The sequence below is a fragment of the Thermus caliditerrae genome, from assembly GCF_021462525.1.
Taxonomy (GTDB): domain Bacteria; phylum Deinococcota; class Deinococci; order Deinococcales; family Thermaceae; genus Thermus; species Thermus caliditerrae.
Genome location: NZ_JAKEDT010000005.1, coordinates 41,156 through 53,543, shown reverse-complemented (window position 1 = coordinate 53,543; position 12,388 = coordinate 41,156). Strand labels below are relative to the sequence as shown.

General features: G+C 68.4%; 14 protein-coding genes, 3 tRNA genes and 1 pseudogene. 6 read left to right on the top strand and 12 right to left on the bottom strand.

Annotated elements, in window-relative coordinates; all coding sequences use genetic code 11:
* The first annotated feature begins 10 nt into the window (after positions 1-10).
* A complete protein-coding gene (locus tag L1088_RS04695; RefSeq protein ID WP_234553936.1) occupies positions 11-409 on the top strand; it encodes a PaaI family thioesterase in 399 nt (132 codons plus the stop codon).
* Here the strand turns inward: L1088_RS04695 and L1088_RS04690 are convergent.
* The 3 genes from L1088_RS04690 to L1088_RS04680 all read right to left on the bottom strand — a co-directional run bounded on the left by L1088_RS04690 (position 406) and on the right by L1088_RS04680 (position 999).
* Positions 406-795, bottom strand: a complete 390-nt coding sequence (locus L1088_RS04690; protein ID WP_234553935.1) for an NADH-quinone oxidoreductase subunit 15 — start codon at positions 793-795, stop codon at positions 406-408. The genes L1088_RS04695 and L1088_RS04690 overlap by 4 nt on opposite strands.
* Positions 796-840: 45 nt before the next feature.
* Positions 841-917, bottom strand: a tRNA-Val gene (locus L1088_RS04685).
* A gap of 7 nt (positions 918-924) precedes the next feature.
* Positions 925-999 (bottom strand) — tRNA-Cys (locus tag L1088_RS04680).
* A gap of 83 nt (positions 1,000-1,082) precedes the next feature.
* On the opposite strand from L1088_RS04680, the gene L1088_RS04675 reads away from it, so the two are divergent.
* Both L1088_RS04675 and L1088_RS04670 read left to right on the top strand, forming a co-directional pair.
* Positions 1,083-2,513 carry an ATP cone domain-containing protein gene (locus tag L1088_RS04675; protein ID WP_234553934.1) on the top strand — a complete coding sequence of 477 codons (1,431 nt, stop codon included), beginning with the start codon at positions 1,083-1,085 and terminating at the stop codon, positions 2,511-2,513.
* A pseudogene (locus L1088_RS04670) lies at positions 2,506-2,844 on the top strand (hypothetical protein). The gene L1088_RS04675 and the pseudogene L1088_RS04670 overlap by 8 nt, the downstream one beginning before the upstream one ends.
* On the opposite strand, the gene L1088_RS04665 reads toward L1088_RS04670, so the two are convergent.
* Genes L1088_RS04665 through L1088_RS04645 form a run of 5 tightly spaced genes read right to left on the bottom strand, consistent with a single transcriptional unit; the run spans position 2,817 to position 6,098 of the window.
* Entirely contained in the window at positions 2,817-3,113 is a 297-nt protein-coding gene (locus tag L1088_RS04665; protein WP_038045639.1) for a hypothetical protein, read from the bottom strand. The pseudogene L1088_RS04670 and the gene L1088_RS04665 overlap by 28 nt on opposite strands.
* Positions 3,113-3,427, bottom strand: coding sequence for a hypothetical protein (locus tag L1088_RS04660; RefSeq protein WP_234553933.1), 315 nt, complete (start codon positions 3,425-3,427; stop codon positions 3,113-3,115). Before L1088_RS04660 ends, L1088_RS04665 begins: the two co-directional genes overlap by 1 nt.
* A gap of 12 nt (positions 3,428-3,439) precedes the next feature.
* Positions 3,440-4,495 carry a threonine synthase gene (gene thrC / locus L1088_RS04655; RefSeq protein WP_234553932.1) on the bottom strand — a complete coding sequence of 352 codons (1,056 nt, stop codon included), beginning with the start codon at positions 4,493-4,495 and terminating at the stop codon, positions 3,440-3,442.
* A 39-nt stretch (positions 4,496-4,534) separates the two neighbouring features.
* Positions 4,535-5,095 carry a Uma2 family endonuclease gene (locus L1088_RS04650; protein ID WP_234553931.1) on the bottom strand — a complete coding sequence of 187 codons (561 nt, stop codon included), beginning with the start codon at positions 5,093-5,095 and terminating at the stop codon, positions 4,535-4,537.
* 4 nt (positions 5,096-5,099) lie between these two features.
* Positions 5,100-6,098 carry a homoserine dehydrogenase gene (locus tag L1088_RS04645; RefSeq protein ID WP_234553930.1) on the bottom strand — a complete coding sequence of 333 codons (999 nt, stop codon included), beginning with the start codon at positions 6,096-6,098 and terminating at the stop codon, positions 5,100-5,102.
* 58 nt (positions 6,099-6,156) lie between these two features.
* Between L1088_RS04645 and queG the strand changes: the two genes are divergently transcribed.
* Positions 6,157-7,305 carry a tRNA epoxyqueuosine(34) reductase QueG gene (gene queG, locus L1088_RS04640; RefSeq protein ID WP_234553929.1) on the top strand — a complete coding sequence of 383 codons (1,149 nt, stop codon included), beginning with the start codon at positions 6,157-6,159 and terminating at the stop codon, positions 7,303-7,305.
* Here queG and L1088_RS04635 read toward each other — a convergent pair.
* Positions 7,213-7,917 carry a metallophosphoesterase family protein gene (locus L1088_RS04635; RefSeq protein ID WP_234553928.1) on the bottom strand — a complete coding sequence of 235 codons (705 nt, stop codon included), beginning with the start codon at positions 7,915-7,917 and terminating at the stop codon, positions 7,213-7,215. The two genes, queG and L1088_RS04635, sit on opposite strands and share 93 nt — an antisense overlap.
* A gap of 67 nt (positions 7,918-7,984) precedes the next feature.
* Here L1088_RS04635 and lnt point away from each other — a divergent pair, with 67 nt between their 5' ends.
* On the top strand, positions 7,985-9,316 hold the full coding sequence (gene lnt, locus L1088_RS04630) for an apolipoprotein N-acyltransferase (protein WP_234553927.1): 1,332 nt from the start codon (positions 7,985-7,987) through the stop codon (positions 9,314-9,316).
* Positions 9,295-9,381: transfer RNA gene (locus L1088_RS04625), tRNA-Leu, on the top strand. The genes lnt and L1088_RS04625 overlap by 22 nt, the downstream gene beginning before the upstream one ends.
* A gap of 143 nt (positions 9,382-9,524) precedes the next feature.
* Here the strand turns inward: L1088_RS04625 and L1088_RS04620 are convergent.
* From L1088_RS04620 to ttuA, 3 genes are all read right to left on the bottom strand, one after another.
* Positions 9,525-11,111, bottom strand: a complete 1,587-nt coding sequence (locus tag L1088_RS04620) for an alpha-amylase family glycosyl hydrolase (protein WP_234553926.1) — start codon at positions 11,109-11,111, stop codon at positions 9,525-9,527.
* Between the two features lie 109 nt (positions 11,112-11,220).
* Positions 11,221-11,433 carry a DUF1653 domain-containing protein gene (locus L1088_RS04615; protein WP_234553925.1) on the bottom strand — a complete coding sequence of 71 codons (213 nt, stop codon included), beginning with the start codon at positions 11,431-11,433 and terminating at the stop codon, positions 11,221-11,223.
* Positions 11,423-12,388: a tRNA-5-methyluridine(54) 2-sulfurtransferase gene (gene ttuA, locus L1088_RS04610; RefSeq protein WP_234553924.1), complete on the bottom strand. Its 966-nt coding sequence runs from the start codon at positions 12,386-12,388 to the stop codon at positions 11,423-11,425. The genes L1088_RS04615 and ttuA overlap by 11 nt, the downstream gene beginning before the upstream one ends.

Below are 12,388 nucleotides of genomic sequence, written 5' to 3'. Positions count from 1 at the left end.
AGGAGAAGCCATGGACCGGACCGCTTTGGCGCAAGAGGTGCTCAAAGCCCAGCCCTTCAGCCAGCACCTGGGGATGGAGCTCCTCTCGGCTGGGGAAGAAGAGGTGGAGCTTGCCCTCCCGGTGCGCCCCGAGTTTTACCAACACCTGGGTGTGGTGCAGGGCGGGGTGATCGCCGCCCTTTTGGACAACGCCCTCACCTTCGCCGGGGGCATGGTGTTTGGGCCCGAGGTCCTCACCGTGGAGTTCAAGGTGAACTTTCTCCGCCCCGCCAAAGGCCGGCGGCTTTTGGCCCGTGGGCGGGTGGTCCAAGCCGACAAGCGCCTGGCCGTGGTCCAGGGCGAGGTCTACAGCGAGGAACCCGAGCCCAAGCTGGTGGCCTTGGGCCAGGGCACCATCGCCAAGGTTTAGGCGAAGGCCAAGGCCTCGCGGGCCCGGTCGGCCAGGGCGAAGAAGCGCTCCTTCGTGAGGGGGACCTTCCCCGTCACCAGGCCCTTGCCGGGCTCAAAGTGGGCGTGCAGGTGGATGTGGGCCCGGGGAAGGCGGATGCCGATGCGCTTCAACTTGGCGTGCCGGGGAGAGACATCCGCAAGAAGGAAGGGCTCCCCCAGAGCATCGGAAAGGGAAGCGGTCATGATGGTGGTGGGCAGGTCGTAGGGGCGCTCCATGCGGTAGATGAAGTCGGGGAAGTCCGCTTCCTTCTCAAAACGCACGCCCTTTTCCTGGGCGTACTCCCGCATCCAGCCGAGGAGCTCCACCCAGGCCTGGTAGAGTTCGCGTTCGTGGGACGCACTCATGGCCTGAGTATAAAGCAAAACCCCGGGGTCTTTCCCCGGGAAAGCTGGTGGGCGCGAGTGGACTTGAACCACCGACCCCTACCGTGTCAAGGTAGTGCTCTGGCCACCTGAGCTACGCGCCCGCGTTCTTGGAGGCGCCGGCCGGATTCGAACCGGCGAATGGAGGTTTTGCAGACCTCTGCCTTACCACTTGGCTACGGCGCCAAGCCGTAAGGTATGGTAGCACGCGCGGCAAAAGCCTGTCAAGAAAGCCCTTTCCCAAGGGAAAAGTGCTATGATGCCAAGCAATGGGTGAGGTCTTCGTGCGCCTCCGGCGAGGGCGGTGGCCCCTCTCCAAAGGCCTTCTGGTGGAGGCCCTTCTGCCCCTCGGCGTGCCCCTCGAGGCCGCCCAGTCCGTGGCCCACACCGTGGAGGAGCGGCTGAAGGAGGAAGGGCGGAAGGAGGTGTCCCCCAAGGTCCTGCGGCGGGTCTTTCTAGAGGAGGTGGCCCGGGCCCTGGGGAGCAGGGTAGCCGAGCGCCTGGCCCAGCAGACCCTCCCCTTTGAGGAGATCCTGGTGCTGGCGGGCAAAAAGCGTCTCCCCTTCTCCAAGGGGCTTCTGGCCCGGAGCCTGGAGGAAGCCGGCCTGCCCCTGAAGGAGGCCCACGCCCTGGCCAAGGAGGTGGAAAAGCGCCTCCGGGAAAAAGGGGTGCGGCAGATCGCCGCCCGGCGCCTGGAAGCGGTGGTGGCAGAGGAGGTCGCCAAGGCCAAAGGCAAACCCGCCGGGCGTCGCTACCTGGAACGCCAGGCCTTTGCCGGGGAGCTTTTCGTGGAGGAGGAAGGCGGGGAGCCCCGGATGCCCTTCTCCAAGGGCATCCTGGCCCAGTCCCTCATGGGGATCGGCCTCTCCCCCGAAGGGGCCTACCGCCTGGCCCGGGAGATCGAAACCCAGCTCCGGCAGGAGGGCCTGCGGGTGGTGCGCCGTCCAGAGTTGCGCGAGCGCGTCCACCAGGCCCTTCTCAAGGAAGCAGGGGAAGAGGCGGCCCGGCGCTACCTCCTCCTGCGCCGCCTGCGGCGCAGCGCCAAGCCGGTGCACATCCTCATCGGGGGGGTTACCGGCGTGGGCAAAAGCGTCCTGGCCTCAGCCCTCGCCTACCGCCTGGGCATCACCCACATCGTCCCCTCCGATGCGGTGCGGGAGGTGTTCCGCGCCTCCTTCTCCAAAGACCTCCTGCCCAGCCTTCACCTCTCCACCTTTGAGGCTTGGAAGGCCCTGATGCCCGAACTCTTCACCGAGGAAACCCACGAGGCCCGGGTCCTGCGGGGGTATCTGGACCAGGTGGCCCGGGTGGCGGTGGGCCTCCGGGCCATCCAGGAGAGGAGCGCCCTGGAAGGCACCTCCATCGTCCTGGAGGGGGTGCACGTGGTGCCCCGCTACCTGGACCACCCCTACCGGGACAAGGTGCTCACGGTGCCCATGCTGGTGGCCCTGCAGGACGAGAAGCTGCACCGGGACCGCTTCCTCCTCCGCGACCGGGAAACGGGCCACGCCCGCCCCCAGGACAAGTATCTGGCCCACTTCCCCGAGATCCGCCTCATCCAGGAACACCTTCTCCTTTGGGCCCAGGAGGAGGGCATTCCCGTGATCCCGGGCGAGGACCTGGACGAAGGGGTGGAAAAGGCCCTGGAGGTCCTGGTGGCCTACCTCGAGGCCCAGGGCCAGGAGGTGGCCCGTGCTTGAGGCCCTGGGCTTCCTCCTCCTCTTCGCCCTGGCCCTCCGGATGGGCACCCGCCTTCCCCCTGCTGCCTTGGGGGTCTGGCTCAACCTCCTCTGGTTCGTCTACCAAAACGAGCTGGGCTCGGGATGGCTCACCTACCTCAAGGGCCTGGGTGCAGGGCTCTTTTTAGCCGCAGGTTACGGCCACCCCGGCCTGGCCTAGGCCCTCACCCCTTGGCCCTTTCTCCTCTACCTGCGCTTTGACGTGAGGGAGTTCCTCCTCTACCTTCCGGCCATGGGGGAAGGGATGCTCCTGGGGGCCCTCTTCTACCTGGCGGGCTTCCGCAGGCGGTAGGCCAGGTAAGGGAGACCTGCCCCCAAAGCTCCCCCCAGGAGGAAGGGCAGGGGGTGGCCGAAGAGAAGCTGGAGGAGGAGAAGAAGGGCGTAAAGCCCCAAGAAGAAGGGCACCGGGAAGGGTTTCTCCCCGTAGGCCAGGGTCATGGCCCCCACGAAGAGCCCCACCGCCAAGGCCATCCCCGCCTGGTTGGGGCGGAGGAAGAGGAAGAAGGCGTAGGCGGCCACCCCCATCAGGGCCAGGGCCTGGGCTAGGCGGTTGGGTTCCATCAGCCGCGGACGAAGCGCCCCACCAGAAGCTGGGAAAGGGCCAAGGCCACCCCGCCCCAAGCCACCTGGGGTTCCCGCCCCAGAAAGCCCAAAACCGCAGAGAACACCCCCGCGGCCAGGAAGAAGGGCACGTACCGGGGGCTCACCATGAGGCCCAGGACAAAGGCCACCAAAAACCCGGCCACCCCTGGGGGAAGGCTCGCCCCCAAGGCCATGAAGAGGAGCATGAGGGCGAGGGTGATGGCCCCCGCCAGGTAGTAGGCTCCGGGAAAGGGCTCCTTAGGCTTTTTTCGCGTACCCTTGGCCTCTGCCATGGCCCAAGCTTATCACGAAAGCCCCGCCGCCTTGGCCACGGCCTCGAGGGTGGCGGGCACAGGGGGGAGAAGCCCCGCCACCTTTTCCGCGGTGGCCGGGTCCTTCAGGCCGTGGCCCGTGAGGGTGAGGACCACCTGGGTTTCCGGCTCCAGGCGCTCCTCCCTAAGGAGCTTCCACACCCCGGCCATGGCGGCGGCGCTGGCGGGCTCGCAGAAAATCCCCTCCTCCTGGGCCAGGTAGCGGTAGGCGAGGAGGATCTCCTCGTCCGTCACCGCCTCTATAAGCCCCCCCGACTCCTCCTTGGCCCGCATGGCCCCTTGCCAGCTGGCGGGGTTGCCGATGCGGATGGCGGTGGCCAGGGTTTCCGGCTTCTCCACGGGCCGCCCCAGGACCAAGGGAGCAGCGCCCGCCGCCTGGAAGCCCAGCATTTTGGGGAGCCTGGTGGACCTCCCTAGGGCGAAATACTCCTTGTACCCCATCCAGTGGGCGGTGATGTTGCCGGCGTTGCCCACGGGGAGGGCATGGTAGTGGGGGGCCTCCCCCAGCTCGTCCACCACTTCAAAGGCCAGGGTCTTCTGCCCTTCCAGGCGGTAGGGGTTCAAGGAGTTCACCAAGGCCACGGGGTAGGCCTCGGTGAGGGCCTTGGTAAGAGCTAAGGCCTGGTCGAAGTTGCCCTCTATTTGGATGATCCTGGCCCCATGGACCAGGCTCTGGGCCACCTTGCCCAAGGCCACGTACCCTGCGGGCAGGACCACGATGGCCCTTATCCCCGCGCGGGCGGCGTAGGCGGCGGCAGAGGCGGCGGTGTTTCCCGTGCTGGCAGCCGCCACCGCCTTGGCCCCCGCCTCCACCGCCTTGGACACGGCCAGGGTCATGCCCCGGTCCTTGAAGCTTCCCGTGGGGTTCAGGCCCTCGAACTTGGCGTAGAGGCGGATGCCCTTCCTCCTGGCTTCCTCAGGGCCCTTCAGGGGGATGAGGGGGGTGGAGCCCTCCAGGAGGGAGACCACCGGGGTGTTTAGGGAAACCGGCAGGTGGGCGCGGTAACGCTCCATGAGGGGCAGGCGCATGGCCATATGCTTCCCCCAAGGGCGGGAGGGCGTCAAGGGCTAGAGGAAAAGCCCCCGGGTCAGAAGCTGGAAGCCGGGAAGCTCGGGGTCCAAGGACACCGCCTCCTGGTCCTGGTAGGAGGTCACCCCCTCCTTCCGATACACCTCCACCCGGTGAGCGTAAGGGTCCAGGAGGACCACCAGACCCACTCCATTTTTCAGGTAAAGGGCCGCTTTTTCCCGAAGCTCCTCCAGGCTTTGGCTCCGGGAACGAACCTCGAAGGCGGCATCGGGGGCCAAGGGAGGAAACCCTTCCCGCTCCTCCGGGGTGAGGGCCAGCCAGCGCTCCTTGCGCACGAAGGCCGCATCGGGGGAGAGGACGGAGCCGTCGGGCAGCTTAAAGCCCGTGGAAGCGTCAAAGACCACCCCCAGGGACTGGGCCTCGTTCCAGCGGTAGAGCTGGCCCAGCACCGCCGCGCCCATCCTGCCGCCTTCGCCGCCCGTGGGGGACACGAGAAGCCTCCCATCGGCCCCGCGCTCAAACTGCCAGCCGGGGTTGCGCTCCGAAAGGGCCCAGAGCTCCTCATCGCTCACCGGGCGCAGGAGGTCCAGGACAGGCACGCCCTCATTCTACCTCGGGGAAGGGGCTTCCCTCCGCCAGGGGGGCCTTGGCCTGGGGAGCGGGCAGGTGGCCGGGGGCCCCGGAAAGGAGGCGGAAGAGGTCGGCGAGGAGGCCGCTGGCCGTGGCGTCGCCCCCGGCTCCAGGTCCGGTGACGAAGACCTCGCCCAAGGGGTGCGCCCGCACGAGGAGGGCGTTCCCCCGGGCCTGGGCCAGGGGGTGGTCCTGGGGGAGGCGCCTCGGAGCCACCTCCGCCCGCCAGCGGCCTCCTTGCCCGTAGAGGCTGGCCAAGAGGCGCACCCTTTTCCCTTGGGCCTCTGCCCCTTTCAGGGCTTCCGGGGTGAGGCCGCTTATGCCCTTGGCCCGCACCTCGGGGAAGGGGAAACCAGGGTCCACGAGCAGCCTAGCGAGAAGGGTGAGCTTGTGGGCGGCATCTATACCCTCCACGTCCAGGGTGGGGTCGGCTTCGGCGTAGCCCAAGCGCTGGGCCTCGAGGAGGGCCTCCTGGTAGGTGCGCCCCTTCTCCATCTCCTGCAGGATGAAGAGGGTGGTGCCGTTCAGGATGCCGTGGAGCTCCAGAAGCTGGCTTCCCCTAAGGGTTTCCAAAAAGGAAAGGGCTGGGGTGCCGGCCATGACGCTAGCCTCGTGGTAGATGAGCCCCTCCTCGGCGAAGGGGCGGAGCTTGTCCCAAGCCTCCGCCAGAAGGGCCTTGTTGGCGGTGATGAGGGGGATGCCGGCCTCGAGGGCGGGAAGGACCAGCCCCAAGGGCGCCCCCACCCCGCCCATGGCCTCCACCACCACGTCCGCCTCCAGGAGGTCCGGGGGCTCTAGCCGGAGGAGTTCTGCCGGAATGGGACGGGGCTTGGCGGGATCCCGCACCAAAACCCCCAGAAAGCGGGGAGAAAAACCCAGGGCGTGGAAGTCCGAAAGGCGCTCCTGGACCAGCCCGTAAAACGCGCTTCCCACGGTGCCGCCTCCCAAGAGGGCGATCCTTAGGGTTTCCATGGGGGAGATTATACGGAGAGGTGGCCCCTCCCCTACCCTCGGGGTTTAGGCTAGGAAGGTGGACCCCAAGGCCCTCCTGGAGGAAGCCGCACGGGAGCGGGGCCTGGAGGTGGCCTGGGCTCCCCTGGAACCCATGGCCGGGGCCGAGGCCCGCTTCCGCCGCTGGCTGGCGGAAGGGCGGCACGGGGGGATGGCCTACCTGGAACGGGGGGTGGCGGAGCGCTTCCACCCCCAAAGGCGCTTCCCCTGGCCAAGGAGCGCCCTCCTCCTCCTCGCCCCCTACGCCTACGAGGACCCCGGAGCGCCCCCAGGAGGCCTCCGGGTGGGCCGGGTGGCTCGCTACGCCTGGGTGCGGGACTACCACCTCCTCCTGGGGGAGGAGCTGAGGCGCCTCGAGGCCCTGGCGCAGGCCCTGGGGCTCCCCGCCAAGGGCTACGTGGACCACGGACCCCTCCCCGAGCGCACCCTGGCAGTCCTAACTGGGGTGGGCTGGATTGGAAAAAGCGGGATGTTCCTCTCCCCGGCTTTCGGCGTGCACGCCTTTATCGGCGTGCTCCTCACTTCCTTGGAGGTGGAAGCTATTCCTCGGCACCCCAACCGCTGTGGGCGGTGCACCCGTTGCCTGGCGGCCTGCCCCACGGGGGCCCTCCTGGGGGATGGCACCCTGGACGCCCGGCGTTGCGTGAGCTACCTCACGGTGGAGCACCGGGACTTCATCCCCCCGGCCCTGTGGCGGGGAATGGGGGAGTGGCTCCTCGGGTGCGACGGGTGCACGGAGGTGTGCCCCTGGGGGCGGTTCGGCAAGGTCTGGCGGGGCTTCCGCCCCGAGCCTGAGCTGGCCCACCCTGACCTCACCGATTTCTTCCGCCTTTCCGGGCATGCTTTCCAAAGGAAGTACAGGGGCACCGCCTTCGCCCGCCCAGGGAGGGCCCGCATGGCCCGCAACGCCCTCATCGTCCTCAGCAACCTGGGCCTGGGGGAGGGCCTGATGCGGGAAGCGGCCAAGGACCCCAACCCCCTGGTGCGGCGCACCGCCCTCCACGCCCTCCACCAGGCCGGCCTGGGGGTTGAAGCCTTCCGGCAGGACCCCGACCCCCAGGTGCGGGCCGAGGCCCTAGCCTTGCTCGGGGAAGCGCCCGGTGCGGTAGACCTTCTCCAGAACCGGGGGGAGCCCCCAGGCCCTGAGGTCAAAGATGAGGGGGCCTAGGTCGTAGGGTACCTTGAGGAAGCGGACCTCGAGGGTCTCCGTGTCCAGGACCATGGCGTCGGCTCCGGGTTCCCCACTCAAGGAGAGGCCCACGCTTCCCGGATCCGCCACCAGGCCCAGGCCCACCCGGCGGGATAGGGGAAGGTGCCGGCCTCCCAGGAGGAGGGTAGCGGCACCGTAGCGCTCCAGATGGGGCAGGAGCTGGTTGGCAGGGCCCAGGAGGTCCAGGTGTTTCTCGGGGTTGCCAGGGGTGCCGTGGAAGGCCACCAGCCGGTTTTCCCCGTAAACTTTCCGGTGGGAAAGCCTTAGGGAGCGGAGGTAGTTGAGCTCCCTTTCTGAAAGTTGGGACCGGGTCCATTCCAAGGTGGCCTTCCCCACCCCTTCGGGCAGGGTGCCGGGCAGAGGGTAGGCCACCCGCAGGTCCCACGCCCCGGCGATGACGGGAAAGCCCTCCTTCCAAAGCCGGGCGATGACCTGCTTGGGGTGGGGACCGTAGGCCACCACATCCCCCAGGACCAGAACCTCATCCACGCTCTCCTGCCGCAGGGCCTCGAGGGCCGCCTCGAGGGCGGGCAGGTTGGCGTGGATGTCGGAGAGGACGCCCAAGCGCATGCTCCTATTCTCTCCCCTGCCCGGGAAAACCCTGTGAAAAGCAACCGCCGCCCCTTATGGTAAAGGGGTGCGGCCCCTGGCCTTAGGCTTCGCCCTAGCCCTCACCCTGCCCCCCTTCCCCCTGGGCTTTCTGGCCCCCCTGGTTCTGGCCTTTCTCCTGCGGGGAGGGTTCCGCACAGGCTTCCTGGCGGGGCTAGGGTTTTGGACCCTGCACCTGGTCTGGCTTCCCCAGAGCTTCGCCGTACTCTTTGGTCCCCTGGGAGCCTTACCCTTCCTGCCCCTGGTCCTCCTCAAGGCCTTCACCTTTGGTCTCCTCTTCGCCCTCACCCCCACCCCCCTCCTGCGGGTGGGCGGCTGGGTGGTGCTGGAGTGGCTTACGGAGCAAGGCGACCTGGCCTTCCCCTGGGGGTTTCTGGGCTACGCCCTGGTGGAAGCCCCTGGGCGGGTTTTGGCCGCCTGGGGCGGGGTCTACCTCCTGTCCCTGGTGGTCCTCCTCCTAGCCTGGGGCCTGACCAGGGGGCGCTACTGGCTCCTTGTGCCCTGGGCTCTCCTTTGGCTCCTGCCCCTTCCCCCCGCGCCAGGCAAAACGCAGGCCCTCTTGGTCCAGGGCAACGTCAACCCCCTGGCCAAGGTGGGGGGAGATCTGGGGCAGGAGGTCTACCTGCGCCTCACCCGGGAAGGCCTCGCCCGCTACCCCGAGGCTTGGTTGGTGGTCTGGCCGGAGACGGCGGTCTGGCAGGTTCCCGAGGAAGCCCGAGAGGTGCTGGCGGGCCGCTCCCTCCTTACCGGCGTGAACCTGTACGGGCCCAACCGGGCGGTCTTGTACCGGGAAGGCCAGGTGTTAGGCCACTACGACAAGGTGCGCCTCGTCCCCTTCGGGGAGCGCTTCCCCTTCCGCGAGGCCCTGGGCGGGGTTTACGCCTTCTTTTTCCAGGCCTTCGGCCTGGGCGACCTGGGGGACCGCACCCCCGGAACCCGCCTGGCCCCCATCGGGCCTTACGGGGTCATGATCTGCTACGAGTCCGTCTTCCCCTCCGTGGCCCGGACCCTGGCGCGGGAAGGGGCCGAGGTCCTGGTCCTCCTCACCAACGACGCCTGGTACGGGCCCTCCTTTGGGGGAAGGCAGCACTTTGCCTTAGGGCGCCTGCGGGCGGTGGAAACCGGGCGCTGGCTCCTACGGGCGGGAAACGATGGGATTACCGCCAGCATCGACCCCCTGGGGCGGGTGGTGGCCCAGATCCCCCCTCACCGGGAGGGCTACCTCCTGGCCCCCTTCGCCTTCCGGGAGGGGAAGACCCCTTACGTGCGCTTCGGGAACTGGGCGGTGGGCCTGGCGTTGACGCTTCTTCTTCTCGGCCTTATCCTTAGGATGCGCGCGCCGGGGTGGCGGAACCGGTAGACGCGGCAGACTCAAAATCTGCTGTCCGCAAGGACGTGCGGGTTCGAGTCCCGCCCCCGGCACCAGAAGGGCCAGGCCCTAGGGCCTGGCCCCGCGCGTTTTCACCCTACACCCCCTCTATGCGCACCCCGAGAACCTCGAGGAACCGGGCCAACCAGACGGGGTGGGCGGGCCAAGCAAGCGGAAAACCCAGGGCTTCGCCGCCCCCCTAGCCAAGCCGCACCACCACCCCCTCGTCCGGGCGCAGGGCGAGGCTTTCCCCCACCCTCTCCTCCCGGTCCAGGTGGGTGGAGAGGACCACCTCCCCGCCCCGGGGCAGGGGCAGAACCTTCTCCTTGTCGGTGAAGTTCAGGGCCGCCAGCCAGCCCTTCCCCCGCAGGTAGGCGTAGACCCCGCCTTGCGCCCGGTAGGTGCGGTAGGCCCCGTAAAGAAGTTCCCGGTCCTTCCGTAAGGCGATGAGGCGGCGCACCAGCTGGAGCATGGAGCGGGGGTCTTGCTCTTGGGCGGCCACGTTGCGGACAGGCCAGTCGGGGTTTAAGGGAAGCCAGGGCTCAACGGTGGAAAAACCCGCGAAGGGGGAGGTGTCCCAGGGCATGGGGGTGCGCTCCGGGTCGCGGCCTGGGGGCAGGCCGTGCTCGGCCTTGCGACCCTTCTGCCGGAGGGCGGCGGGGTCTTGGACCCTTTCCGGGGGAATCTCCCCGTTGGGCAGGGCCAGCTCGTCCCCGTAGTACCAGGTGGGGGTGCCCCGCAGGGTGAAGAGGAGCATGGCCGCCACCCGGGCCTGGGCCTCCCCCAGGCGGGAGGCCAGCCGGGGCTGGTCGTGGTTGCCCAGGACCCAGTTGGGCCAGTCCCAGCGGGTGAGGAGGCCCTCGTATTCCTCCACGATGCGGGCGATGTTCTCGGGGCGCCAATCCGTGAGCCCCCGGAAGATGAGGTGGAAGTTGAAGGGCAGGTGGCAGCCTGCCTGGTAGTAGCGCACCAGCTGGGGGTAGGGCAGGTAGATCTCCCCCACCATGACCCGCTCCCGCCCAGGCTCGGAGAACTCGTCCAGCACCTGGCGCATCTCCCGCACGTAGGCGTAGGTCTCCGGCTGATCCTCGGTGTAGAGGTGCAGGTGGCGGCCCCGGTCCCACATCCCCGGGCGCCAGTCGGGGTTGCCGGGCTCGTCCCTGAGGAGGAAGTCCTCGGCGAGGAGCCAAAGCACGTCCACCCGGAAGCCGTCCACCCCCCGCCGGAGCCAGAAGCGCATGGCCTCGTAAATGGCCTGGCGCACCTCGGGGTTGCGCCAGTTGAGATCGGGCTGCTCGGGCAGGAACTGGTGCAGGTAGTACTGGCCGGTCTTCTCGTCCAGGGTCCAGGCGGGACCGCCGAAGAAGCTCTGCCAGTTGTTGGGGGGGCCGCCATGGGGGGCGGGGTCGGCCCAGACGTACCAGTCCCGCTTGGGGCTTTCCCGGGAGCTCCGCGACTCCAAGAACCAGGGGTGCTCGCTGGAGGTGTGGTTGGGCACCAGGTCGATGAGGAGACGGAGGCCCTGGCCGTGGGCCTCCTGGAGGAGGCGGTCAAAGTCAGCCAGGGTGCCGAAGATGGGGTCCACGTCGGTGTAGTCGGCCACGTCGTAGCCAAAGTCCTTCATGGGGCTTTTGTAGAAGGGGGAAAGCCAGATGGCGTCCACCCCCAGGGACTTCAGGTAGGGAAGCCGCCTGCGGATGCCCTCGAGGTCCCCGATGCCGTCCCCGTTGCTGTCCTGAAAGCTCCGGGGGTAGACCTGGTAAATGACCGCTTCCTTCCACCACATGCCCCGAGTCTACCCCCGTGCCCGCCGGGGTGGAAGCCCTTCCAGCCCCTGCCGGCCCGGAGGCGTGGCGGCCTGGCAGGAAAGCGGGCGCAAGCCCCAGGTGCCGCCCTCAGTCCCCCAGGCGTTCAAACCGGGGCACCTTCCGCCCCTCCACCTCCACCAGCTCCAGGAAAAGGGTCAGGGGGCGCACCCAGTAGCCCTCCTCCCCGTAAAGGGCCTGGTAGACCACCAGCACCTCCTCCGTTTCCGAATGGCGGGCCAGGAAGAGAACCCGATAGAGCTTGCCCTTGTAATGGCGGTAAAGGCCAGGCTTAACCGGCATGCACGGGCTCCACGTGGGGGCGGAACTCAGCCTCCTCGGGGAGGAGGCGCCGCTTCTTGGCCCGCCGGTAGGCCGCGTCCCACATGCGGCAGAAGGAGCAGACCGCCCCCGTGGTGGGGTAGCCGCAGCGCTCGCACTCCCGTAAGGCCACCTCCTCCCCCGCCTGAAGGCGGGGCCGGATCTTCTCAAGGAAGCCCTCGAGGAAGCGGAGCTTGGCCCCCGGCATATCCTGTTCCACCCGGTTCAGGGCCTCCTTGTAGAGGAGGCTCTTGGCCCCCTTGGCGTTGGGGCACTCCTCGTGCAGGTAGCGGATGCCCCGAAGCAGGGTGTAGGAGAGCACCTCCCTTTCGCTGAAGCGGTAAAAGGGCTTGACCCGGGCGGCAAGGCCGGGGCGCTCGGGCAGGACCGGCCCCTGGCGGATGAGGGCGTCCTCCTGGGGATTGAGGAGGTTCCCGAAGAGCACCGCCGCCTCGTCGTCCAGGTTGTGCCCCGTGGCCACTGCCCTAAAGCCCCCTTCCACCGCCACCTGGTTGATGACGTAGCGCTTGGAAAGCCCGCAGGCGGAGCAGGCCACCCGCCCCGTGAGCTGGGCCAGCTCCGGCACCCCGAAGCCGTAGGCTTGGCGCAGGTCCACCACCAGGAGTTCCAGGCCCCGCTCCCGGGCGAAGGCCTGGGTGACCTCGAGGCTCCTTTCCGAGTAGGCCCCAATGCCCAGCTGCAGGTGGAGGCCCACCGCCTGGTACCCGAGGCGGTGGAGCACGTCCCAAAGGGCCAGGGAGTCCTTCCCCCCCGAAACGGCCACCAAGACCCGCTCCCCCGGTTGGAGCATCCGGTGGCGCCGGATGGCCCTCTCCGTTTCCTTCACGAACCAGTCCAGGTAGTGCGCCTTGCAGAGGGCGAAGCCCCGGGCGCGGAGTTCCACCTGCGCCTTCTCCCCGCAGACCTTGCAGACCAT